The sequence below is a fragment of the Streptomyces sp. NPDC048825 genome (genome assembly GCF_043198355.1).
GTDB classification, from domain to species: Bacteria; Actinomycetota; Actinomycetes; order Streptomycetales; family Streptomycetaceae; genus Streptomyces; species Streptomyces xiangluensis.
This window is the reverse complement of record NZ_JBICUR010000004.1, coordinates 121,503-141,066: the sequence shown is the minus strand read 5'-3', so window position 1 is coordinate 141,066 and position 19,564 is coordinate 121,503. Positions and strand designations below refer to the sequence as shown.

Sequence of the window (19,564 nt, the reverse complement as noted above, 5' to 3'; positions counted from 1 at the left end):
TTCACCGCTCTCCGGACGAACGCGCCGAGGCGCGCCGTCGCATCGTGTTCCAGCTCCGAGGTCTCCGACTGGTTCCGGAACCTCCAGCCCGCTTTCTACCAAAGCGTGGTTGCCGCATCGCAAGCGCCGCCCGCGCAGCGGGATCCTCCCGCGCGAAGGCGATCAGGAGCCCGATGGCGAACATGGTCGGCAGCAAAGCGGAACCCCCGTAGGAGAACAGCGGGAGCGGGACTCCGGCGATCGGCAGCAGACCGAGCACCGCACCGATGTTGATCACGGCCTGGGCCGTGATCCAGGTGGTCACGCCTCCCGCGGCGTACCTCACGAAGGGGTCCTCCGTGCGTCCGGCCACGCGGATACCCGCATAGCCTAGAGCCGCGAAGAGGGCGAGTACCGACAGCGTCCCCGCCAGGCCCAGTTCCTCACCGGTGACGGCGAAGATGAAGTCGGTGTGTGCTTCGGGGAGTTGGCCCCATTTCTCCACGCTAGCACCGAGGCCGGATCCGAAGATTCCGCCGGAGGCGAGGGCGTAGATTCCGTGCACGGCCTGCCAGCAGGTGTCGTTCGGTCCGGGCTCGGTGGCGCCGATGCAGGCCAGCCGCGCCATACGGTTCGGGCTGGTCGTGATCAGCATCAGGCCGATCGTCCCGGCGATGGCCAGGACACCCGCGAAGAGCCGCGTCGGGGCTCCGGCCAGCCAGAGCAGCCCGAACAGGATCGCGGTGAGGATGATCGCCGTGCCCATGTCGCCGCCGAGCATGATCAGTCCGAGCAGCATGAAGGCCACCGGCACGAGCGGCACCAGCATGTGCTTCCACTGGGTCAGCAGCCGCTTGTCCTGTTTGCGGGCGAGCAGATCGGCGCCCCACAGGACGAGCGCCAGCTTGCCGAACTCGCTGGGCTGGAGCTGGAACGGGCCGCCGATGGAGATCCAGTTCTGGTTGCCGTTCACCGCCACCCCTATCCCCGGGATCTGCACCAGGACCATCAGGAAGACCGAGCCCAGGAGCATCGGATACGCCAGCGCGCGGTGCAGCTTGGACGGCATCCGTGAGGCGAGCAGCAGCAGTACGGTGCCCAGCACGGCCGCCAGGAACTGCTTCCGGAAGAAGTACGTCCCCGGCAGCGACAGTTGCAGCGCCGTGATCTGGGAGGCCGAGTACACCATCACGATCCCCAGCACGGTGATCAGCATGCTGCTGCCGAGGATCAGGTAGTACGCGGTCAGCGGCCGGTCCCAGGCACGGCGCGCACTCGTGTAGAGACGGCGCACGGGGTTGTCACCCGACGGGCTGGAGACCGCGGGGCGCCCGGTGGCACGCGGGGCGGAGGGCCGGCCGGTGCGGTTACCGGACATCGGCACGGCCCAGCGGCCCACGATGCACCGGCCACGATGGCGTCACGCGTCCCTCCCAGAGGTACCGGGGCGCCTCCCGGCGCGGCAGCAGCCGAGTCAGGCGCTGGCGGCGCCGAGTTCGCGGACGGCCTCCGCGAACATGTCGCCGCGCTGGTTGTAGTTGGTGAACATGTCCATGGAGGCACAGGCGGGAGCCATGAGCACCGTGTCTCCCGCGCGGGCGAGCCGCGTCGCCTCCTGGACGGCCTCGAGCATCGCCCCAGTGTCGGTCCGGTCGAGGTCGACGACCGGTACTTCGGGCGCGTGTCGCGCCAGCGCCTGCCGGATCAGGGCCCGGTCGGCACCGAACAGGACGACGCCCCGAAGTCGCTTTGCCGACTTGGCGACCAGCTCGTCGAAGGTCGCTCCCTTGGCCAGCCCTCCCGCGATCCACACAATCGACTCGTATGCCGCCAAAGAGGCCTCCGCGGCATGCGTGTTGGTGGCCTTGGAGTCGTCGATGTAGGCGACCTCGCCGACGTCGGCGATGTGCTGGATGCGGTGCGCGTCCGGACGGAACGCCCGCAGACCGTCTCGTACGGCCGCTGCGGGCACCCCGTAGGCGCGCGCGAGGGCCGCCGCCGCGAGGGCGTTGGCGATGTTGTGCGGGGCCGGCGGCTGGACGTCGCCGACCTCCGCGAGTTCCTGGGCCTGCTTGTGCCGGTCCTCGACGAAGGCGCGGTCGACCAGCAGGCCCTCCACGACGCCGAGTTGGGACGGCCCGGGCGTACCCAGCGTGAAGCCGACCGCCCGGCAGCCCTCCTCGACGTCCGCCGCGCGCACCAGGTCCTCGGTGGCCTTGTCCGCGACGTTGTAGACGCAGGCGACCCGATTGCCCTCGTAGATACGGCCCTTGTCGGCGGCGTACGCCTCCATGGAGCCGTGCCAGTCGAGGTGGTCGGGCGCGATGTTGAGCACGACGGCGGAGTGGGCGCGCAGGGAGGGCGCCCAGTGCAGCTGGTAGCTGGAGAGTTCGACGGCGAGGACGTCATACGGTTCCGCGCTCAGCACGACATCGATGATCGGCGTGCCGATGTTGCCCACGGCGGCCGTACGCAGGCCCGCGGCGCTCAGGATCGACGCGAGCATCTGCGTGGTGGTGGTCTTGCCGTTGGTGCCCGTGACGGCGAGCCAGGGCGCCGCGTCCGGGCCACGCAGAAGCCAGGCGATCTCCACGTCGCCGACGACGTCCACGCCCGCCTTCGCGGCTGCGGCGAAGAGCGGCGAGGTGGGCTTCCAGCCCGGCGAGGTGACCACGAGGTCGGTGCCCTCGGGGAGGGTCTCGGCGTCCCCAAGACGTACCGAAATGCCTTCTCCCTCAAGGGAGTCGGCCCGCTCCCGGTGCGCCGGGGAGGAGCCCCCGTCGACGACCGTGACGGACGCGCCGAGGCCGGCCAGGGCGCGGGCGGCGCTGATGCCGCTCACGCCGAGGCCGGCGACGGTGATGTTCCGGCCCTGCCAAGTGGTCACTTGTCGGCTGCCCACCCTGCGTAGAAGAGACCCAGACCCACGATCACGCACATGCCCTGGATGATCCAGAAGCGGACCACGACAAGGACTTCGGACCACCCCTTGAGTTCGAAGTGGTGCTGGAGCGGGGCCATGCGGAAGACGCGCTTCCCGGTCAGCCGGAAGGAGCCGACCTGGATGACGACCGACATGGTGATCAGGACGAAGAGACCGCCGAGCAGCGCGAGCAGCAGCTCGGTGCGGGAGCAGATGGCGAGTCCGGCGAGCGCGCCGCCGAGCGCCAGCGAGCCGGTGTCGCCCATGAAGATCTTGGCGGGTGAGGTGTTCCACCACAGGAAGCCGAAGCAGGCGCCCATCAGTGCCGAGGCGACGACCGCGAGGTCGAGTGGATCGCGTACTTCGAAGCAGGCGGTCGGGTTGGTCAGCGTCTCCCCGTTGGCGCAGGACTCCTGGAACTGCCAGACGCCGATGAACGTGTACGCGCCGAAGACCATGACGGAGGCGCCGGTGGCGAGGCCGTCCAGACCGTCGGTGAGGTTCACGCCGTTCGACATGGCGAGGATCATGAACAGCGCCCAGACCACGAACAGCACTGGGCCGATGGTCCAGCCGAAGTCCTGCACGAAGGAGAGCTTCGTGGAGGCCGGCGTCTGGCCCCGGCTGTCCGCGAACTGCAGCGAGAGCACGGCGAAGCTGATGCCGACGATCAGCTGGCCGGCCATCTTGGCCTTGGCCCGCAGGCCGAGCGACCTCCGCTTGACGATCTTGATGTAGTCGTCGAGGAAACCGACCAGGCCCATGCCGCCCATCAGCCCGAGGACCAGCAGCCCGGAGAACGTCGGCGGCTTGCCGGTGATCACTTTGCTGAGGAAGTACGCGATGATCGTGGCCAGGATGAAGGCGATGCCGCCCATGGTCGGCGTACCGCGCTTGGCGTGGTGCTCGCGCGGGCCGTCGTCGCGGATGTACTGGCCGTAGCCCTTGCGGGCAAGGAGTTTGATCAGCAGAGGAGTGCCCACGAGAGTCAGGAAGAGGCCGATGACTCCCGAGAACAGGATCTGGTTCATCATCGGGCGGCGACCTCACCCTCGGCACCCTCGAGCAACGCCTGGGCCACCCACTCGAGACCCACAGATCTGGACGCCTTCACGAGCACGACGTCCCCCGGGCGCAGCTCATTGCGCAACAGGTCGACAGCCGCCTGTGCGTCGGACACGTGCACCGACTCCTCACCCCACGAACCCTCGTTATATGCGCCCAGTTGGAGCCAGGACGCTTCCCTGCCCCCGACCGCGACGAGCTTGCTGACGTTGAGCCGGACGGCGAGCCGTCCGACCGCGTCGTGCTCGGCGAGCGCCTCGTCCCCGAGCTCGGCCATCTTGCCGAGCACCGCCCAGGTCCGGCCCCCCCTTGCCCGTGAGGCTCCGCCCATGGCAGCCAGCGCGCGCAGAGCCGCCCGCATGGATTCGGGGTTCGCGTTGTAGGCGTCGTTGACGACCGTCACGCCGTCCGGGCGCTCGGTGACCTCCATCCGCCAGCGGGAGAGGGAGCCCGCCTCGGAGAGCGCGACGGCGATCTCGTCTGCGGACATGCCCAGCTCATGGGCGACGGCGGCCGCGGCGAGCGCGTTCGACACGTGGTGCTCACCGTACAGGCGCATGGTCACATCGCTTGCACCGGAGGGTGTGTGAAGCCTGAACGCGGGCTGCCCGTTCTCCGTGAGCCGCACGTTCTCGGCCCGTACGTCCGCTTCGCCGGACTCTCCGAAGAGGAGCACGCGTGCCTTCGTACGGGATGCCATGGCGCGTACGAGGGGATCGTCGGCGTTGAGAATCGCGGCGCCCTCTTCGGGGAGCGCTTCCACCAACTCGCCCTTAGCCTGGGCGATCTGCTCCCGCCCGCCGAACTCGCCGATGTGGGCGGTGCCGACGTTCAGGACGAGGCCGATCTTCGGCGGGGTCAGTTCCGCGAGGTAGCGGATGTGGCCGATACCGCGGGCGCCCATCTCCAGGACGAGGAACTTCGTCTCCTCGGTGGCGCTGAGCGCGGTGAGCGGCAGCCCGATCTCGTTGTTGAGCGAGCCCGGTGTGAAGACGGTCGGCGCCTTGCGCCGGAGTACCTGCGCGATCAGGTCCTTGGTGCTGGTCTTGCCGGCGGAGCCGGTGAGGGCCACGAGGGTCGCGCCGAGCCGCTGGACGACATGGCGGGCGAGGGCTCCCAGGGCCGCCTGGACGTCGTCCACGACGATCGAGGGCACGCCGACGGCCCGGGACGCCAGTACGGCGGCGGCGCCCTCGGCGACGACCTGTGCGGCGAAGTCGTGACCGTCCACGCGCTCGCCCACGAAGGCGACGAACAGGCTGCCTGGCTCCACTTCACGGGAGTCCCTGACGACCGGTCCGGTGATCTGGACCGACGGATCCGGTATGTCGTACGTCTGCCCGCCGACGACTGAGGCGATCTCGGCGAGAGAGAGGGCGATCACAAGTTCATCCCTGGGTCTTCTGGATAGCTTCGCGAAGCACCTGGCGGTCGTCGAAGGGACGGACCACTCCGGCGATGTCCTGGCCCTGCTCATGGCCCTTGCCCGCGACCAGCACGGTGTCGCCCGGCTCGGCGCGGGCGACGGCAGCGGCGATCGCGGCGGCCCGGTCCTCGAAGACCGCGACCTCGCCGCGCTCGTGCGCCGGCACGTCGGCGGCACCCGCGAGCATGGTGGCGAGGATCGCGAGGGGGTCCTCTGAGCGGGGGTTGTCCGACGTCAGTACGGCTGTGTCGGCGAGGCGGGCCGCGGCGGCGCCCATCGGCATCCGCTTGGACTTGTCGCGGTCTCCGCCGCAGCCGAGCACGATGTGCAGCTTGCCCTCGGTGACCTTGCGGAGTGCGCGCAGCACCGACTCCACGGCGTCCGTCTTGTGGGCGTAGTCGACGACCGCCAGGTACGGCTGACCGGCGTCCACGCGTTCCAGGCGGCCCGGCACACCCGGTACGGCCGCGATGCCGTCGGCCGCGGTCTGGGCGTCGAGCCCTGCGGCGGCCAGGGCGACGATCGCGGCGAGGGTGTTGGCGACGTTGAAGGGGCCCGCGAGCGGCGACTTGGCGCTGATCCGCTCCCCCTTGGGGCCGATCGCTACGAACGTCGAGTCCAGCGGACCCACCTCGACATCCTCGGCGCGCCAGTCGGCGTCCGGGTGTCCCTCGGCGGAAAACGTCACCACAGGGACGGTGGCTTCCTTGACGAGCCTCCGCCCGTACTCGTCATCAAAGTTGACTACGCCGAACCTGCTGCGTTTCGGCGTGAACAGCTGCGCCTTGGCCCGGAAGTAGTCCTCCATGTCGGAGTGGAACTCCATGTGTTCCGGGCTGAGGTTGGTGAAGACCGCGATGTCGAAGACACAGCCGTCGACCCGGCCGAGGACCAGCGCGTGGCTGGAGACCTCCATGGCGACCGCGTCCACGCCGCGCTCGCGCATCACCGCGAACAGCGCCTGGAGGTCGGTGGCCTCGGGAGTCGTCCGCTCCGACTTGATGCGCTCGTCGCCGATGCGCGTTTCGACGGTGCCGATGAGTCCGGTGCTGCGGACCGTCTTGAGGCCGCCCTCGATGAGGTACGCCGTCGTGGTCTTGCCCGAGGTGCCGGTGATGCCGATCTGGAGGAGATCGCGGCCGGGGTGGCCGTAGATCGTGGCCGCCAGCTCGCCCATCCGTCCGCGCGGATCGTCGACGACGAGGACCGGAAGGCCCGTCTCGGCGGCGCGCTCGGCACCGGTCGGGTCCGTGAGCACCGCCACCGCACCCAGGCCCGCGGCCTGCGTCACGAAGTCGGCGCCGTGCAGCCGGGCGCCGGGCAGGGCGGCGTAGAGGTCGCCCGGGCGCACGGCCCGGGAGTCGTGGGTGATGCCCGTGACCTCGGCCGCAGCGGGGGCGGTGACACCCAGCTGATCGGCGAGGTCCGCCAGGTCTGTGGCGGAGACCTGAACCGGTCGCGGCGGCCCCGGAAATGTCACAGGAACGCCCTTCTGGGTGATTTGGGACTGATCAGCGTGTGGCACGGCGGTGAGCGTACCGGGCGCGCCCCCGGCTGGGCGAAGCGAGGGGCGGGGCTCCGGATGTTTCCCCGGGTCGGGAGTGTTCGTTGTCACGTATTGGTTCCTGATGGGTGTTCCGGGTGACCGGACGTGTCCGGCGCTGGTCAGGGTGTGAAGGTGACCGGAAGTCGGGCGGGCGCGTCTCCGGTGGGCGGCACCTGGAGGGTCTTGAGGGCGAACTCCAGGACCTCCTTGTAGACGGGCCCGCAGATCTGGCCGCCGAAGTAGCTGCCCTTGGTGGCGTTCTGGATCGCGCAGTACACGGTCACCCGGGGGTTGTCGGCGGGTGCGAAGCCGGCGAACGACGACGTGTAGCCGCGGTAGCGGCCGGTGGCCGGATCCACCCGGTTGGCGGTGCCCGTCTTCCCCGCGACGCGGTAGCCGGGGATACGGGCCTTGGTGCCGGTGCCCTCCTCGTCGTCCACGACCGACTCCAGCATCTGCGCCAGTGTCTTCGCCGTCTTCTCGCTCACGACCCTTGTCTTCTGGGGCTTTGGGGCCGGCGTGAAGCGGCCGTCCGCTCCCTTGGTGCCTCGTACGAGGGTCGGCTCGACGCGTACGCCTCCGTTCGCGATCGTCGAGTAGACGGAGGCCGCCTGCATCGCGTTGATCGACACGCCCTGGCCGAAAGGAATCGTGTACTGCTGCGAGGTCGACCACTTCTCGGCGGGCGCCAGGATGCCGTCCGTCTCGCCCGGGAAGCCGAGCCCGGTGGGGCTGCCGATACCGAACTTGCGCAGATACGAGTAGAGGACCTGGTTGGCCTTCTGCTGCGTCTTGCCGAGCTGGCCGGTCGCCAGGATGGTGCCGATGTTGCTGGACTTGGCGAGGACGCCGTTGAGCGTCAGATACCAGGTCGGGTGGTTGATGTCGTCCTGGAAGAGCCGGTCGCCGCGGTGCAGCCTGTTGGGCACCGTGACATGGGTCGAGGGCGTGGCGACGTTCTCCTCCAGGACGGCCGCCATCGACATGACCTTCGCGGTGGAGCCGGGTTCGTAGGCGTCCTGGAGGGCCGCGTTGCCGAGCGCCGCCGAGCCGGCCTGTGAGAGGTCGTTCGGGTCGAAGCCGGGCGAGTTGGCCATCGCGAGGACCTCACCGGTCTTGTTGTCCTGCACGATCACGTAGCCGCGGTCCGCCTTGGACTCCTTCACCTGCTCGGTGATGGCGTTCTGCGCGGCCCACTGAATGTCGCGGTCGATGGTCAGCTCGACCTCGGAACCGGCCACGGCGGGCGTTTCGGTACTGCCCGCGGTCGGGACCCGGTGGCCACCGGCCTGGGCGTAGCGGATCTTGCCGTCCTTGCCTGACAGTTCCTCGTTCAGCTGTTGCTCGATACCGCCGCCGCCCTTGCCGTCGGCGTTGACCCAGCCCAGTATCCCGGCGCCGAGGTCGCCGTTCGGATAGACCCGCTTGCTGCTGGGCTCCTGGAAGACGCCCGCGAGCACGTTCACGGCCGTCCTGTCCTTCTGGGCCTTCTCGGCGAGCGTCGTCTTCAGGTCGTTGATCTGCGTCCAGACCTGCGGGGTCTGGCGACGGGCCAGCAGGACGTACTGGGTGCCCTTCGTCCGGAGCTTCTCGGCGAGCTCGGCGGGTTCCTTGCCGAGGATCGGGCCGAGCAGCGCGGCGGCCTGCTCTGGGGCGTCGTCGACCTTCGTCGCCTTCCGCGTGAACATCGTGGGGTCGGCCGTGATGTCGTTCGCGTCCACACTGGCTGCCAGCTCGACGCCGTTGCGGTCGGTGATCCCGCCGCGTTCGGCCGTCAGCGTGCGGCTCAGGTACCGGTTCTGTTCGGCCTTGGCCGAGTACACGCTCGCGTCGACCGCCTGCACCTGGAGCAGCCGCACCACGAAGGCGATCATCACCAGCGTCAGGGCGAGGCTGACCAGGCGCAGCCGGGGGCGGGGGCTGCCCAGACGGATCATGCGCGGCCGGGGTGAGCGCCCCGCGCGGGCCGCGGCCGGGCGGCCCGCGGGGCGGGCACCGGACCCCGGGCGCCGACCAGGCCCCTGGCGCCGACTGGCGGGGCGTACGGGCCTGGCGGGCGACGGCACGCGGCGGCGCGGGGGTTCCTTGTCGGACACTTCCGTCACCTGCCGGGGGTCGTAGGGGGCTGCGTGGGCGGGGTGGGGGGCTTGGCTTTCGGGGAGGGGGCGCGGCTCGCGGTGGGCGTGGGCTTCGGGGTGGGTGTCGACTTCGGCGTGGGCGTGGGCGTCGGCTTCGAAGTCGGCTTCGGCTTCCTCGCGGAATCGAGCGTCTCGGGCGACAGCACCAAGGGGACGCGCACCGAGGACTGCTGGGCGGCTTCAGGAACCCCTCGCACTGTCCCGTCGGGGTTGAGGAAGGCGGGGTCGCCGCCGGGGACCATGCCCAGCTCGCGGGCGCGGCGCTGGAGGGCGTCGGGGGCGGAGTAGGCGTCCACGTCACGCTGGAGCGCCTGCTCCTCGTCGGTGAGGCTCTTCGTGTCGTCCTGGAGGTCGTCGAGCTTGAACGCCCCTTCACTCAGAGCGGAGTTCAACACCAGCAGCCCGATGAGGCCGCCGCCCAGGAGGAGCACCACGAGCAGGACGAAGGGGGTACGGGCTGCCTGTCCTGAACCGGACGGGATGAGCCGGGCGAGCCGGGCGGCCCGCCCCCTCAGTTCGGGTTTCCTACTCACTCACCCGCCCCCTTCTTGTGCCTCACGCCCCTCATTCCATGGACTCCCTGATGCGCTGTGCCCCGCGCAGCCGCGCCGGTGCAGCACGCCGGTTCTGAGCGATCTCTTCCTCCGTTGGCAGCTCCGCACCGCGCGTCAGCAGCTTCAGCCGGGGCTGATAGCGCTCGGGCACCACCGGCAGACCGGCCGGCGCGGTGGTGGCGGCACCGGCCGCGAACACCTGCTTGACCAGCCGGTCCTCCAGCGAGTGATACGACAGGACGGCGATCCGGCCCCCGACGGCAAGCGCCTTCACGGCCGCGGGAATCGCCCTCTCCAGGACGGTGAGTTCGCCGTTGACCTCGATACGCAGTGCCTGGAAGGTCCGCTTGGCCGGGTTGCCCCCGGTGCGCTTGGCGGCCTGTGGCAGCGCGTTCCGGATCAGCTCGACGAGACGCGCGCTGTTGGTGAAGGGCTCCTTCTCGCGCTCACGCACGATCGCGGACACGATCCGCTTGGCCTGCTTCTCCTCGCCGTACAGCCTCAGGATCCGGACGAGTTCGCCCGGCGGGTACGTGTTGAGCACCTCGGCCGCGCTCACGCCGGTCGACTGGTCCATACGCATGTCGAGCGGGGCGTCCTGGGCGTACGCGAACCCGCGGTCGGCCTCGTCGAGCTGCATGGAGGAGACACCGAGGTCGAAGAGGACACCCTGGACGCGCGGGAGCCCGAGCCGGTCGAGTACGTCCGGGAGTTCGTCGTAGACGGCGTGCACCAGGGTGGCCCGGTCACCGAAAGGGGCGAGCCGCTCTCCGGAGAGGCGCAACGCCTCCTTGTCGCGGTCCAGGGCGACGAGGCGGGCCTGAGAGAACCGGGCGAGCAGGGCCTCGCTGTGGCCGCCGAGGCCGAGGGTGCAGTCGACGACGACCGCTCCGGGCGCCTCCAGCGCCGGGGCCAACAGGTTCAGGCACCGCTGGAGCATCACCGGGACATGTCGTTGTCCCTCCCGTCGCCCGCCACCACCCTTGTTCGAATGCGCTTCGCGCCCCATTTGATCTGGGCCCTCTCAAGTCCGGCGTGGCGTACGTACCACCGGGTCCCCTCTCGCTCGGTGAAGGGGAAGGCCTGCCGGCGCCGGAAGCGTCGTCGACCGGGAGCGGGAGGAGGCCGAGCCGTACGTACGCGCCGCGCACGCGGGGAGATTCCGGCAAGGCGCCGGGTCCTCCGGGGGACAACAGTCCAGTTGGGAGACTCTCGCCTCCCAGTTCGCGTCACTTTAGTCCACCGTGTGACGCGGTCAATCAGCCGCCCTGCGCGTCGCGGAACCTCGCCGCCACCGACGCGGCACGCCGCGGAGAACCACCCTTACGGGCAGCTTCGCAGCCGCCATGTGGGTTAGCTCACAACAACGCTTGTTGATGTTCTTTGTCCCCTCTCACAGCAGGCATGTACGGACTGTGACGATTACCGTCATGGGTATGACGACTTCCGCATCCGCTCCCCCCGAACCCGAAGACGCCATAACCGGCGGCGGCACCGTCACCGACCGTCTCGTCGAGGCCAACGAGCGGTACGCCGCCGCGTTCAGCGACCCGGGCATGGATGCCCGCCCGGTGCTGCAGGTCGCGGTCGTGGCCTGCATGGACGCCCGTCTGGACCTGCACGACGCGCTCGGCCTGGAGCTGGGCGACTGCCACACGATCCGTAACGCGGGCGGCGTCGTCACCGACGACGTGATCCGCTCCCTCACCATCAGCCAGCGAGCGCTCGGCACCCGCAGCGTCGTGCTCATCCACCACACCGGCTGCGGTCTGGAATCCCTCACCGAGGACTTCCGGCACGACCTGGAGATGGAGGTCGGCCAGCGCCCCGCCTGGGCGGTGGAGGCCTTCCGGGACGTCGAACAGGACGTACGGCAGTCCATGCAACGAGTGCGCACTTCTCCGTTCCTTGTCCACACCGACGACGTACGTGGTTTTGTGTTCGATGTGAAAACGGGACTCCTGCGTGAGATTGACCCCACCTGACCCCACCCAAAGGCCGCAAGCCCCGACATATCACAGCCAGTTGTCCACAGGCGAGTGACACGAACCGGTAACGGCAACAAGAATGCGGGTGTGGCGTCACGCGGAACTTTTCACGCGTGGTGTCCGTGTTCGAGGTGGGCCGGTTCGCGTCGTGAGCGTCGGCCCGTAGAAAGAACGGGCCGAGGAGGGCCGGGTGACGACCTATGACGATCGAGCGAGCCTTACGGATCTGACCACCACTGTGGAGCGAGTCCGCAGTTCGGTGGAGGGAGTGATCGAGGGCAAGCCTGAGGTCGTACGGCTTTCGCTGACCGTACTGCTCGCCGAGGGACATCTTCTGATCGAGGATGTTCCCGGCGTCGGCAAGACCATGCTGGCCAAAGCACTGGCGCGGTCCATCGACTGCTCGGTGCGGCGTATTCAGTTCACGCCGGACCTGCTGCCCTCGGACATCACCGGGGTGTCCATCTGGGATCAGCAGCGCAGCGAATTCGAGTTCAAGCCGGGCGCGATCTTCGCGCAGATCGTGATCGGCGACGAGATCAACCGCGCGTCGCCCAAGACGCAGTCCGCGCTCCTGGAGTCCATGGAGGAACGTCAGGTCACCATCGACGGGCATACCTACGAGCTGCCCAGCCCCTTCATGGTGGTGGCCACCCAGAACCCGGTCGAGATGGAGGGCACCTATCCGCTGCCGGAGGCGCAGCGCGACCGCTTCATGGCCCGTGTCTCCATCGGCTATCCCAGCGCGGAGGCCGAGCTGGAGATGCTGGACGTCCACGGCGGTGTCTCGCCGCTGGACGACCTCCAGCCTGTGGCGCACGCTCACGACGTCGTGAAGCTCATAGACGCGGTCCGCACGGTCCATGTCGCCGACCCGGTGCGGCGTTACGCGGTGGACCTGGTCGCCGCCACCCGCACCCACCCCGACCTGAGACTGGGCGCCTCCCCGCGCGCGACACTGCACCTGCTGCGTGCGGCCAAGGCGTCCGCGGCGCTCAGCGGCCGGGACTACGCACTGCCGGACGACATCCAGGCGCTCGCGGTGGCGGTCCTCGCCCACCGTCTGCTGCCGACCGCGCAGGCCCAGCTGAACCGCCGTACGGCCGAGCAGGTCGTGCTGGAGATCCTGCAGCGCACACCTGTGCCCGCGGCGCCTGTGTCGCAGAGCGGTCTGACGATGGGCCGGGCGGCTCCGGAGTTCCGCCAGCAGCCGCCCCGGAGGCTGTGATGACCACCGGGGGCATGCCGGCGGCGCAGACCGAGGAGGACAAGGGCGGGCTGCGTACGGCACTCGCCGGGCTCACCACGCGCGGGCGGTCCTTCTTGGCGGCGGGCGTGGCGGCCGCGGTGTGCGCATACGTCCTGGGGCAGAGCGATCTGCTCCGGGTCGGACTGCTGCTGGCCGTGCTGCCGCTGGTGTGTGCGGCCGTGCTGTACCGCACGCGCTACCGGGTGGCGGGCAGCCGCCGGCTTTCGCCCGGGCGCGTGCCCGCGGGGTCCGAGGCCAGGGTCCATCTGCGGATGGACAATGTCTCGCGGCTGCCCACGGGGCTGCTGATGCTCCAGGACCGGGTCCCGTACGTGCTGGGGCCGCGGCCCCGGTTCGTACTGGACCGGATGGAGGCGGGCGGCCGGCGCGAGGTGTCGTACCGCGTGCGCTCCGACCTGCGGGGCCGTTATCCGCTCGGCCCGCTCCAGCTGCGGCTCAGCGACCCGTTCGGGATGTGCGAGCTGACCCGCTCCTTCTCGACGTACGACACCCTGACGGTCATCCCCCGCGTGGAGCCGCTGCCGCCGGTGCGGCTGACCGGCGAGGCCAAGGGGTACGGCGACGGGCGGAACCGCTCGCTGGCCCTGGCCGGCGAGGACGACGTGATCCCGCGCGGGTACCGCTACGGCGACGATCTGCGCCGGGTCCACTGGCGCTCGACCGCGCGCTACGGCGAGCTGATGGTGCGCCGCGAGGAGCAGCCGCAGCGAGCCCGCTGCACGGTGCTCCTCGACACCCGGGGCATCGCTTTCGAGGGCGCGGGCCCGGACTCGGCCTTCGAGTGGGCCGTGTCTGGCGCGGCGTCCACGCTGGTGCACATGCTCGAACGCGGCTTTTCGGTACGGCTGTTGACGGACACCGGCAATTCGGTGCCCGGCGAGGGGGCCGACGGGTTCGCGGGCGCCAACCAGGAGTCGGCGGACGCGGCGGGTCTGATGATGGACACCCTGGCGGTGATCGACCACTCCGACGGTACGGGCCTGTCCCCGGCCTACGACGTGCTGCGCGGGGGGAACGAAGGACTTCTGGTGGCTTTTCTCGGCGACCTCGACGAGGAGCAGGCGACGGTGCTCGCCAAGATGCGGCAGCGCAGCGGCGGGGCGGTCGCCTTCCTGCTGGACAGTGACTCGTGGGTGCAGGGTGAGGCCCACGAGGACAGCGAGGAGCAGCTTCGGATGCTGCGGGAGGCGGGCTGGACCGCTGTGACCGTGCCGCCGGGTACGGATCTCGCCGATCTTTGGCGGGAAGCGGACCGGCAGCGCAATCAGGTCACGCCGACGGGCGCGGCGGGAGGCCGCTCATGAGCGGGGGCGCGCGACTGGCGCTGTGCGCCGCGGCGGCGACTCTGCTGTCGGCGTGCGCGCTGCTGCCGCTGGTCACTCCGGCGACCTGGCTTCTCCAGGCGGCGTTCCTGCTCGCGATACAGACCGGTGTGGGCGCGGCGGCCCGGCGGGTCCCGCTGGCCCGGCCGCTGACGATCGCGGCGCAGGCCCTGGTGACCCTGACGCTGCTGACGCTGACGTTCGCCCGCGAGCAGGCCATCCTCGGGATCATCCCCGGCCCCGAGGTGTTCGAACACTTCGGGGTGCTGCTGCAGACGGGCGGGGAGGACGTCGGGCGGTTTGCGATTCCCGCGCCGCTGTCCGACGGCATCCGGCTGATGATGGTCGGCGGTGTCCTGGCGATCGGGCTGGCGGTGGACGCCCTCGCGGTGACGCTGCGCAGCGCGGCCCCGGCCGGGCTGCCGCTGCTCGCGCTGTACTCGGTCGCCGCCGGGCTCTCGGACGGCGGCGCCGGATGGCTGTGGTTCCTGCTTGCAGCCGCCGGTTATCTGCTCCTGCTGCTCGCAGAAGGCCGTGACCGGCTCTCGCAGTGGGGCCGGGTCTTCGGCGGCGCGCCCCGTACTCCGGGTCCCGACACGTCGCCGGGCGCGGTCGCTCCGGTCCGCACGGGACGGCGTATAGGCGCCGTCGCGCTCGGCATCGCCCTGGTGGTCCCGCTGGGCCTGCCGTCCCTCGACGGCGGCCTGCTGGACGGTACGGGGACGGGTGTCGGCTCGGGCTCCGGAGGCGGCGGCACGATCTCGGCGGTGAACCCGCTGGTCTCGCTCCGCGACAGTCTGAACGTGGACGAGGACCGCCAGGTCATGTCGTACAGCACCAACTCCGAGGAGACACAGGACCTTTATCTGCGGATCGTCTCACTCGACGAGTTCGACGGCACGGCATGGAAGCCGTCCAAGCGCAACATCACGGATGTGCCGGGCAGCTTCCCGACGCCGCCCGGTCTCGGGGACGACGTCCAGCGCACCGAGGTCGAGACAAGGATCTCGGCGGCGGACTGGTACGCGCAGGACTGGCTGCCCATGCCGTACCCGGCCAGCCAGGTGGGGATCAGCGGCAAGTGGCGGTACGAGCCCGTGGGGCGCACGCTCGTCGGCGACCACGGCCAGACCACGCGCGGGCTCGACTACTCCGTCAAGAGCCTGATCGTGCAGCCGACCGCCGAGCAGCTCGCCGACGCGCCGGAGCCGCCCGGGTGGCTGCGGCGCGAGTTCACCGACGTGCCGGACTCGCTGCCCCCGGTGGTGTACGACACGGCGCGGCAGGTCACGGCAGGTTCGAACAACAACTACGAGCGCGCGGTGAAGCTCCAGGACTGGTTCGCCCTGGAGGGCGGCTTCGTGTACGACACGGAGGTGCAGGTCGGAAGCGGTTCGCAGGCGATCGAGCGCTTCCTGAGGGACAAGGAGGGCTTCTGCGTCCACTTCTCCTTCGCGATGGCCTCGATGGCCCGCACGCTGGGCATACCGGCCCGTGTCGCAGTCGGCTTCACACCCGGCTCACCCCAGTCGGACGGCACGATGTCCGTGGGCCTGCGGGACGCGCACGCCTGGCCCGAGCTGTACTTCGAGGGCGTGGGCTGGACCCGCTTCGAGCCGACGCCGAACCGCGGCACGGTTCCGGAGTACACCCGGTCGACCACGCCGGGCACCACTCTCCCCGAGCCGGGTACTTCGCAGGAGGCCGCGCCAAGGGCTCCCTCGTCCGCCCCGTCGACCAGCGAGAGCTGCACGGCGGAGGAGAAGAGGCTGCAGGAGCCCTGCGGCAGCGAGTCTCCTGAGGCGGCGATCGCGGCGACGGACGACGGCCCGCCGTGGCCCCAGATCCTGCTGTGGGTCCTGGGCGGTCTTGCCGTGCTCGCGATTCCACTGCTGCCGATGATGTGGCGGGTGAGAGCACGGGCCGTACGGCTCGGCACGCACGGCCGCACCGAGGCCGACGCGGCGGCTCACACGCTGGCCGCGTGGCATGAAGTGACCGATACGGCCTGGGACTTCGGTATCGCGCCGGACGAGTCCCAGACGCCCCGCAAGGCGGCGGCCCGGATCGTGCGGATCGGGCAACTCGATCCGGCGACCGCGACCTCCGTGCACCGGATCGCGGACGCCGTGGAGCAGGTCCTGTACGCGCCGCGGCCCCGGCCCACGCCGGGTCTGTCCGACGACGTCCGCAGGATGACCGACGGCCTGCGCGCCACGGTCAGCACCGCCACCCGCCTGAGAGCACTGCTCGCGCCCCGCTCGGCTGTACGGGTGGCGTGGGCGGTCTCGGCGAGCTGGGCCTCGCTCAAGTCCCGGGCGACGGCTCGCTTGACGAGCCTGATCCGGCGGCCGTCGGCGGGAGAGGGCAGCGGCTGAGGGGGCCTGACCCCGGCCCTTGGAGGGGGCGCCTGCCCGGTCGGGTGGGCGCCCCCTCGGTCGTATCGGCGGGATGTGGTGCGTACACCGATGATGTCCGGTGTCGTACCGGTGAGGTGCGGCCGTCGTACGCCGGTGGGTGCGGGTGCCGTACGCCGGTGGGTGCGGGTGCCGTACGCCGGTGGGTGCGGGTGCCGTACGCCGGTGGGTGCGGGTGCCGTGCTTCAGGGAGGCGCAGGTGCCGTACGCCGGTGCGGGGCCGAAACGCCCGGTGAGGCGCGGCGTCGTACGTCAGCGAGGCTCAGTGCCGTACGCCGGTCAGGTGCGGTGCCGCACGCCTCGTGAGCGAGGCCGGTGAGCGTCGCGTGGGCGGAGCGCGCCGACGACCGCGGAGGCCGCCGCACTGCACGGACGCGGCCCGCGGTCGACGCCGGAGGCATGCCGTACGCCTCGTGGGCGAGGGCAAGTGACCGAACTCTCCTGAGCAAGCCTGTCGGGCAGCAACTCAGGTCCTCCGCCGGAGGTGCACGCAGGCATGCCGAAGGGGCGGCCACCGCTGGGTGGTCACCCCTTGCGCGCTGTTTTGGCTCTCCGCCCGGGGGCTAATGGCCTTGTTCGTCGCGGCGCCGCTGCCAGCGCTCCTCGATTCGGTCCATCATGGAGCGCCGCTGCCGGCCCTGACGGCGGCCTTGTGGAGCGCTCGGCGCACCGGCACCCGCGGCGGGCTGCTCGCCCGGCTTGGGGGCTTTGCGCCAACCGGTGACGGCGAGCACCGCGCAGCCCAGCATGACGAGGAATCCCACCACGCTGACCCAAATCTGCTGTGCGACCATTCCGGCCATGAGGAGCGCGATACCAACCAGGAAGCCGACGACCGCCTGGTAAACCCGTCGCCGGGTGTACGTACGCAGCCCGCTTCCCTCAAGCGCTGTCGCGAACTTGGGATCTTCGGCGTACAGCGCTCGCTCCATCTGCTCGAGCATTCGCTGCTCGTGCTCCGAGAGCGGCACGGAGTCCTCCTCATCGTGCAGTCGCCGGGGCGACCGGGGGTCCCCTTCAGGATAGGCAGGGAATCGCCCCCGTGAAACCCGCCCCTCTACGCCAATTAGCCAACCGGATTCCGCCATGGCACCCCGGTTCACTGAAGCGTGCATTCCCCAGCGACCGGCCCGTCATGCCGGACGGTCTCCTCCGATCATACGGCTCCGAGCGCCCGATCGGGGGCGCTGTGGCGTACTCCATCTGCCGCCGCGCTCCTGATCAGCGGCGGGGCAGGGGAGCCCGCTCAGGCCTCGGCGGCTTCCCAGGTCTCGCCAAGCACATGGAGCTGGGTCGCCACGGAGTGGAAGGCGGGCAGCTCAGCCGCCGCGGCCTCCAGCTTGAGCAGGGCGTCCAGAGCCCCCGGCTCGGTGTCGACGAGGACTCCGGGGACGAGGTCCGCGAAAACCCGTACGCCGTGTACCGCGCCCACGCGCAGACCGGCGCCCTCGACGAGAGCGGTGAGCTGCTCGGCGGTGAAGCGCCGGGGCACGGGATCGCCCTCGCCCCACCGGCCGTCCGGGTCGCCGAGTGCTTGCCGGGCCTCGGTGAAGTGTCCGGCCAGGGCGCGCGCGAGCACCGCGCCGCCCAGGCCCGAAGCGAGCAGGCTGAGGACTCCCTCGGGGCGCAACGCGGCCACGGCGTTGGCGACGCCCTCGGCGGGGTCGTCCACGTACTCGAGCACGCCGTGGCACAGGACCACGTCGTAGCCGCCGCGCTCGACGACGTCGAAGAGGCCGTGGGCGTCGCCCTGGACGCCCTGGACCCGGTCGGCGACGCCGGCCTCGGCGGCACGGCGCTCCAGCGCGAACAGCGCGTTCGGGCTGGGGTCCACGACGGTGACGCGGTGGCCGAGGCGGGCGGCGGGCACCGCGAACTTGCCGCTGCCGCCTCCCGTGTCGAGCACGTCGAGCGACTCCCGGCCGGTGGCCTTGACCCGGCGGTCGAGGGCGTCTTGCAGGACGTCCCAGACCACAGCGGTACGGAGAGAAGCGCGGGGGCGCGACGGGTCCGACACGGCAGTTGACTCCTCGGCGCGGCACCGCCTCGGCTACGGCGGAGCGATAGGGATGTCTTCCCCGGACCTGCGCGGCCAGGGGAAGGTGCAGGCGCTGCCAACCCTATTGCCTCCGGCCCCGTGACCGGCCCTCCGTCTCGCGCGGCGGACGACCGTGCCTCGTCCCCGGGCGGACGCGACCTCGCCCATCGGGCTCCCGCGCCGTTCATCCCGCATCCGGTACCTCCGGTACCTCCGGTTCCTCCTGGTCGGCGTCCTGCCGTGGCTGGGGAAGTACGGGCTGCAGGACGAGCATGCGCTCGACGAGGCGCAGGAACATCGCCACGTCGCGCAGCAGGTCGTCGGCGTCGCGGCTGCTGGCCGCGCCCTGTATGCCTGCCTCCGCGCGGGCACGGCGGCGGGCGCCGGAGGCGAAAAGTGCGCTCCACTCGGTTAGTTCGGGCGCGATCTCGGGGAGCACTTCCCAGGCGCTCCGGATCTTCGCCCGGCGCCTCGGGGTGGACTCCGGGCGGCCCCGGGCGGCGAGCACGGCGGCGGCGGTGCGCAGGGCCGCGAGGTGGGCCGTCGCGTAGCGCTCGTTCGGCGTTTCCAGCAGGGACGCCTCGTCGAGTCCGGCGCGGGCCTGGGCGAGCAGGTCGAGGGCGGCGGGCGGGGCCGTGGCCCGGCGGAGCACGGGGTGCACGTCGCTCGCCGGGCCGGTCAGTGAGGGGGCAGGGCCGGTGGCGCGGCGCCGGCGGGCGGCGGCTGCGTGGTAACTGGCCATGACGAACCTCCTGTCGTCTGTGTGACGGCATCGCCATGTCAGGTCGTGCCGTATGTGCCCATCGTGAGGTATGCCACTGACAACGCGTTCTGACCTGGCCTTTTGCTTCGATCTAGCGTTCGGGCTATCTTTTGCACTGACCAGTCAGTTCAAAGA

At 70.6% G+C, this 19,564-nt stretch carries 15 protein-coding genes; 4 read left to right on the top strand and 11 right to left on the bottom strand.

Features of this window, described 5'->3' with window-relative positions; all coding sequences use genetic code 11:
* Position 1: 1 nt before the first annotated feature.
* From ftsW to rsmH, 8 genes are all read right to left on the bottom strand, one after another.
* On the bottom strand, positions 2-1,357 hold the full coding sequence (gene ftsW, locus ACGFNK_RS12020; protein ID WP_393414705.1) for a putative lipid II flippase FtsW: 1,356 nt from the start codon (positions 1,355-1,357) through the stop codon (positions 2-4).
* Positions 1,358-1,453: 96 nt separating this feature from the next.
* Positions 1,454-2,866 carry a UDP-N-acetylmuramoyl-L-alanine--D-glutamate ligase gene (murD, locus tag ACGFNK_RS12015; protein WP_393414702.1) on the bottom strand — a complete coding sequence of 471 codons (1,413 nt, stop codon included), beginning with the start codon at positions 2,864-2,866 and terminating at the stop codon, positions 1,454-1,456.
* Positions 2,863-3,936, bottom strand: coding sequence for a phospho-N-acetylmuramoyl-pentapeptide-transferase (gene mraY / locus ACGFNK_RS12010; RefSeq protein WP_344392300.1), 1,074 nt, complete (start codon positions 3,934-3,936; stop codon positions 2,863-2,865). The genes murD and mraY overlap by 4 nt, the downstream gene beginning before the upstream one ends.
* Complete coding sequence (murF, locus tag ACGFNK_RS12005) at positions 3,933-5,351, bottom strand: UDP-N-acetylmuramoyl-tripeptide--D-alanyl-D-alanine ligase (RefSeq protein WP_393414698.1); 1,419 nt, start codon at positions 5,349-5,351, stop codon at positions 3,933-3,935. Before murF ends, mraY begins: the two co-directional genes overlap by 4 nt.
* Positions 5,352-5,355: 4 nt before the next feature.
* A complete protein-coding gene (locus ACGFNK_RS12000; RefSeq protein WP_393414695.1) occupies positions 5,356-6,873 on the bottom strand; it encodes a UDP-N-acetylmuramoyl-L-alanyl-D-glutamate--2,6-diaminopimelate ligase in 1,518 nt (505 codons plus the stop codon).
* Between the two features lie 185 nt (positions 6,874-7,058).
* Entirely contained in the window at positions 7,059-9,035 is a 1,977-nt protein-coding gene (locus ACGFNK_RS11995) for a peptidoglycan D,D-transpeptidase FtsI family protein (protein ID WP_393414692.1), read from the bottom strand.
* 5 nt (positions 9,036-9,040) lie between these two features.
* Positions 9,041-9,610, bottom strand: coding sequence for a hypothetical protein (locus ACGFNK_RS11990; protein WP_386345928.1), 570 nt, complete (start codon positions 9,608-9,610; stop codon positions 9,041-9,043).
* A 31-nt stretch (positions 9,611-9,641) separates the two neighbouring features.
* On the bottom strand, positions 9,642-10,640 hold the full coding sequence (gene rsmH / locus ACGFNK_RS11985; protein ID WP_393414688.1) for a 16S rRNA (cytosine(1402)-N(4))-methyltransferase RsmH: 999 nt from the start codon (positions 10,638-10,640) through the stop codon (positions 9,642-9,644).
* Positions 10,641-11,067: 427 nt separating this feature from the next.
* On the opposite strand from rsmH, the gene ACGFNK_RS11980 reads away from it, so the two are divergent.
* From ACGFNK_RS11980 to ACGFNK_RS11965, 4 genes are all read left to right on the top strand, one after another.
* Positions 11,068-11,616: a beta-class carbonic anhydrase gene (locus ACGFNK_RS11980; RefSeq protein ID WP_386345931.1), complete on the top strand. Its 549-nt coding sequence runs from the start codon at positions 11,068-11,070 to the stop codon at positions 11,614-11,616.
* A gap of 193 nt (positions 11,617-11,809) precedes the next feature.
* Complete coding sequence (locus ACGFNK_RS11975; protein WP_386345933.1) at positions 11,810-12,847, top strand: AAA family ATPase; 1,038 nt, start codon at positions 11,810-11,812, stop codon at positions 12,845-12,847.
* Positions 12,847-14,193 carry a DUF58 domain-containing protein gene (locus ACGFNK_RS11970; protein ID WP_393414684.1) on the top strand — a complete coding sequence of 449 codons (1,347 nt, stop codon included), beginning with the start codon at positions 12,847-12,849 and terminating at the stop codon, positions 14,191-14,193. Before ACGFNK_RS11975 ends, ACGFNK_RS11970 begins: the two co-directional genes overlap by 1 nt.
* Positions 14,190-16,589, top strand: a complete 2,400-nt coding sequence (locus ACGFNK_RS11965) for a DUF3488 and DUF4129 domain-containing transglutaminase family protein (protein ID WP_393414681.1) — start codon at positions 14,190-14,192, stop codon at positions 16,587-16,589. Before ACGFNK_RS11970 ends, ACGFNK_RS11965 begins: the two co-directional genes overlap by 4 nt.
* A gap of 602 nt (positions 16,590-17,191) precedes the next feature.
* Here ACGFNK_RS11965 and ACGFNK_RS11960 read toward each other — a convergent pair.
* From ACGFNK_RS11960 to ACGFNK_RS11950, 3 genes are all read right to left on the bottom strand, one after another.
* Entirely contained in the window at positions 17,192-17,599 is a 408-nt protein-coding gene (locus ACGFNK_RS11960; protein ID WP_393414678.1) for a DUF3040 domain-containing protein, read from the bottom strand.
* Positions 17,600-17,874: 275 nt separating this feature from the next.
* The gene (locus ACGFNK_RS11955) at positions 17,875-18,645 is read right to left on the bottom strand and encodes a methyltransferase (protein WP_393414675.1); all 771 of its coding nucleotides are present in this window, start codon (positions 18,643-18,645) and stop codon (positions 17,875-17,877) included.
* A 205-nt stretch (positions 18,646-18,850) separates the two neighbouring features.
* Entirely contained in the window at positions 18,851-19,408 is a 558-nt protein-coding gene (locus ACGFNK_RS11950) for an SAV_6107 family HEPN domain-containing protein (protein ID WP_393414672.1), read from the bottom strand.
* Between the last annotated feature and the right edge of the window lie 156 nt (positions 19,409-19,564).

Coding starts and splice junctions, on each gene's coding strand:
- ftsW (WP_393414705.1), bottom strand. CDS start 1,357: ATGTCCGGTAACCGCACCGGCCGGCCCTCCGCCCCGCGTGCCACCGGG.
- mraY (WP_344392300.1), bottom strand. CDS start 3,936: ATGATGAACCAGATCCTGTTCTCGGGAGTCATCGGCCTCTTCCTGACT.
- rsmH (WP_393414688.1), bottom strand. CDS start 10,640: ATGGGGCGCGAAGCGCATTCGAACAAGGGTGGTGGCGGGCGACGGGAG.
- ACGFNK_RS11980 (WP_386345931.1), top strand. CDS start 11,068: ATGACGACTTCCGCATCCGCTCCCCCCGAACCCGAAGACGCCATAACC.
- ACGFNK_RS11970 (WP_393414684.1), top strand. CDS start 12,847: ATGACCACCGGGGGCATGCCGGCGGCGCAGACCGAGGAGGACAAGGGC.
- ACGFNK_RS11965 (WP_393414681.1), top strand. CDS start 14,190: ATGAGCGGGGGCGCGCGACTGGCGCTGTGCGCCGCGGCGGCGACTCTG.
- ACGFNK_RS11950 (WP_393414672.1), bottom strand. CDS start 19,408: ATGGCCAGTTACCACGCAGCCGCCGCCCGCCGGCGCCGCGCCACCGGC.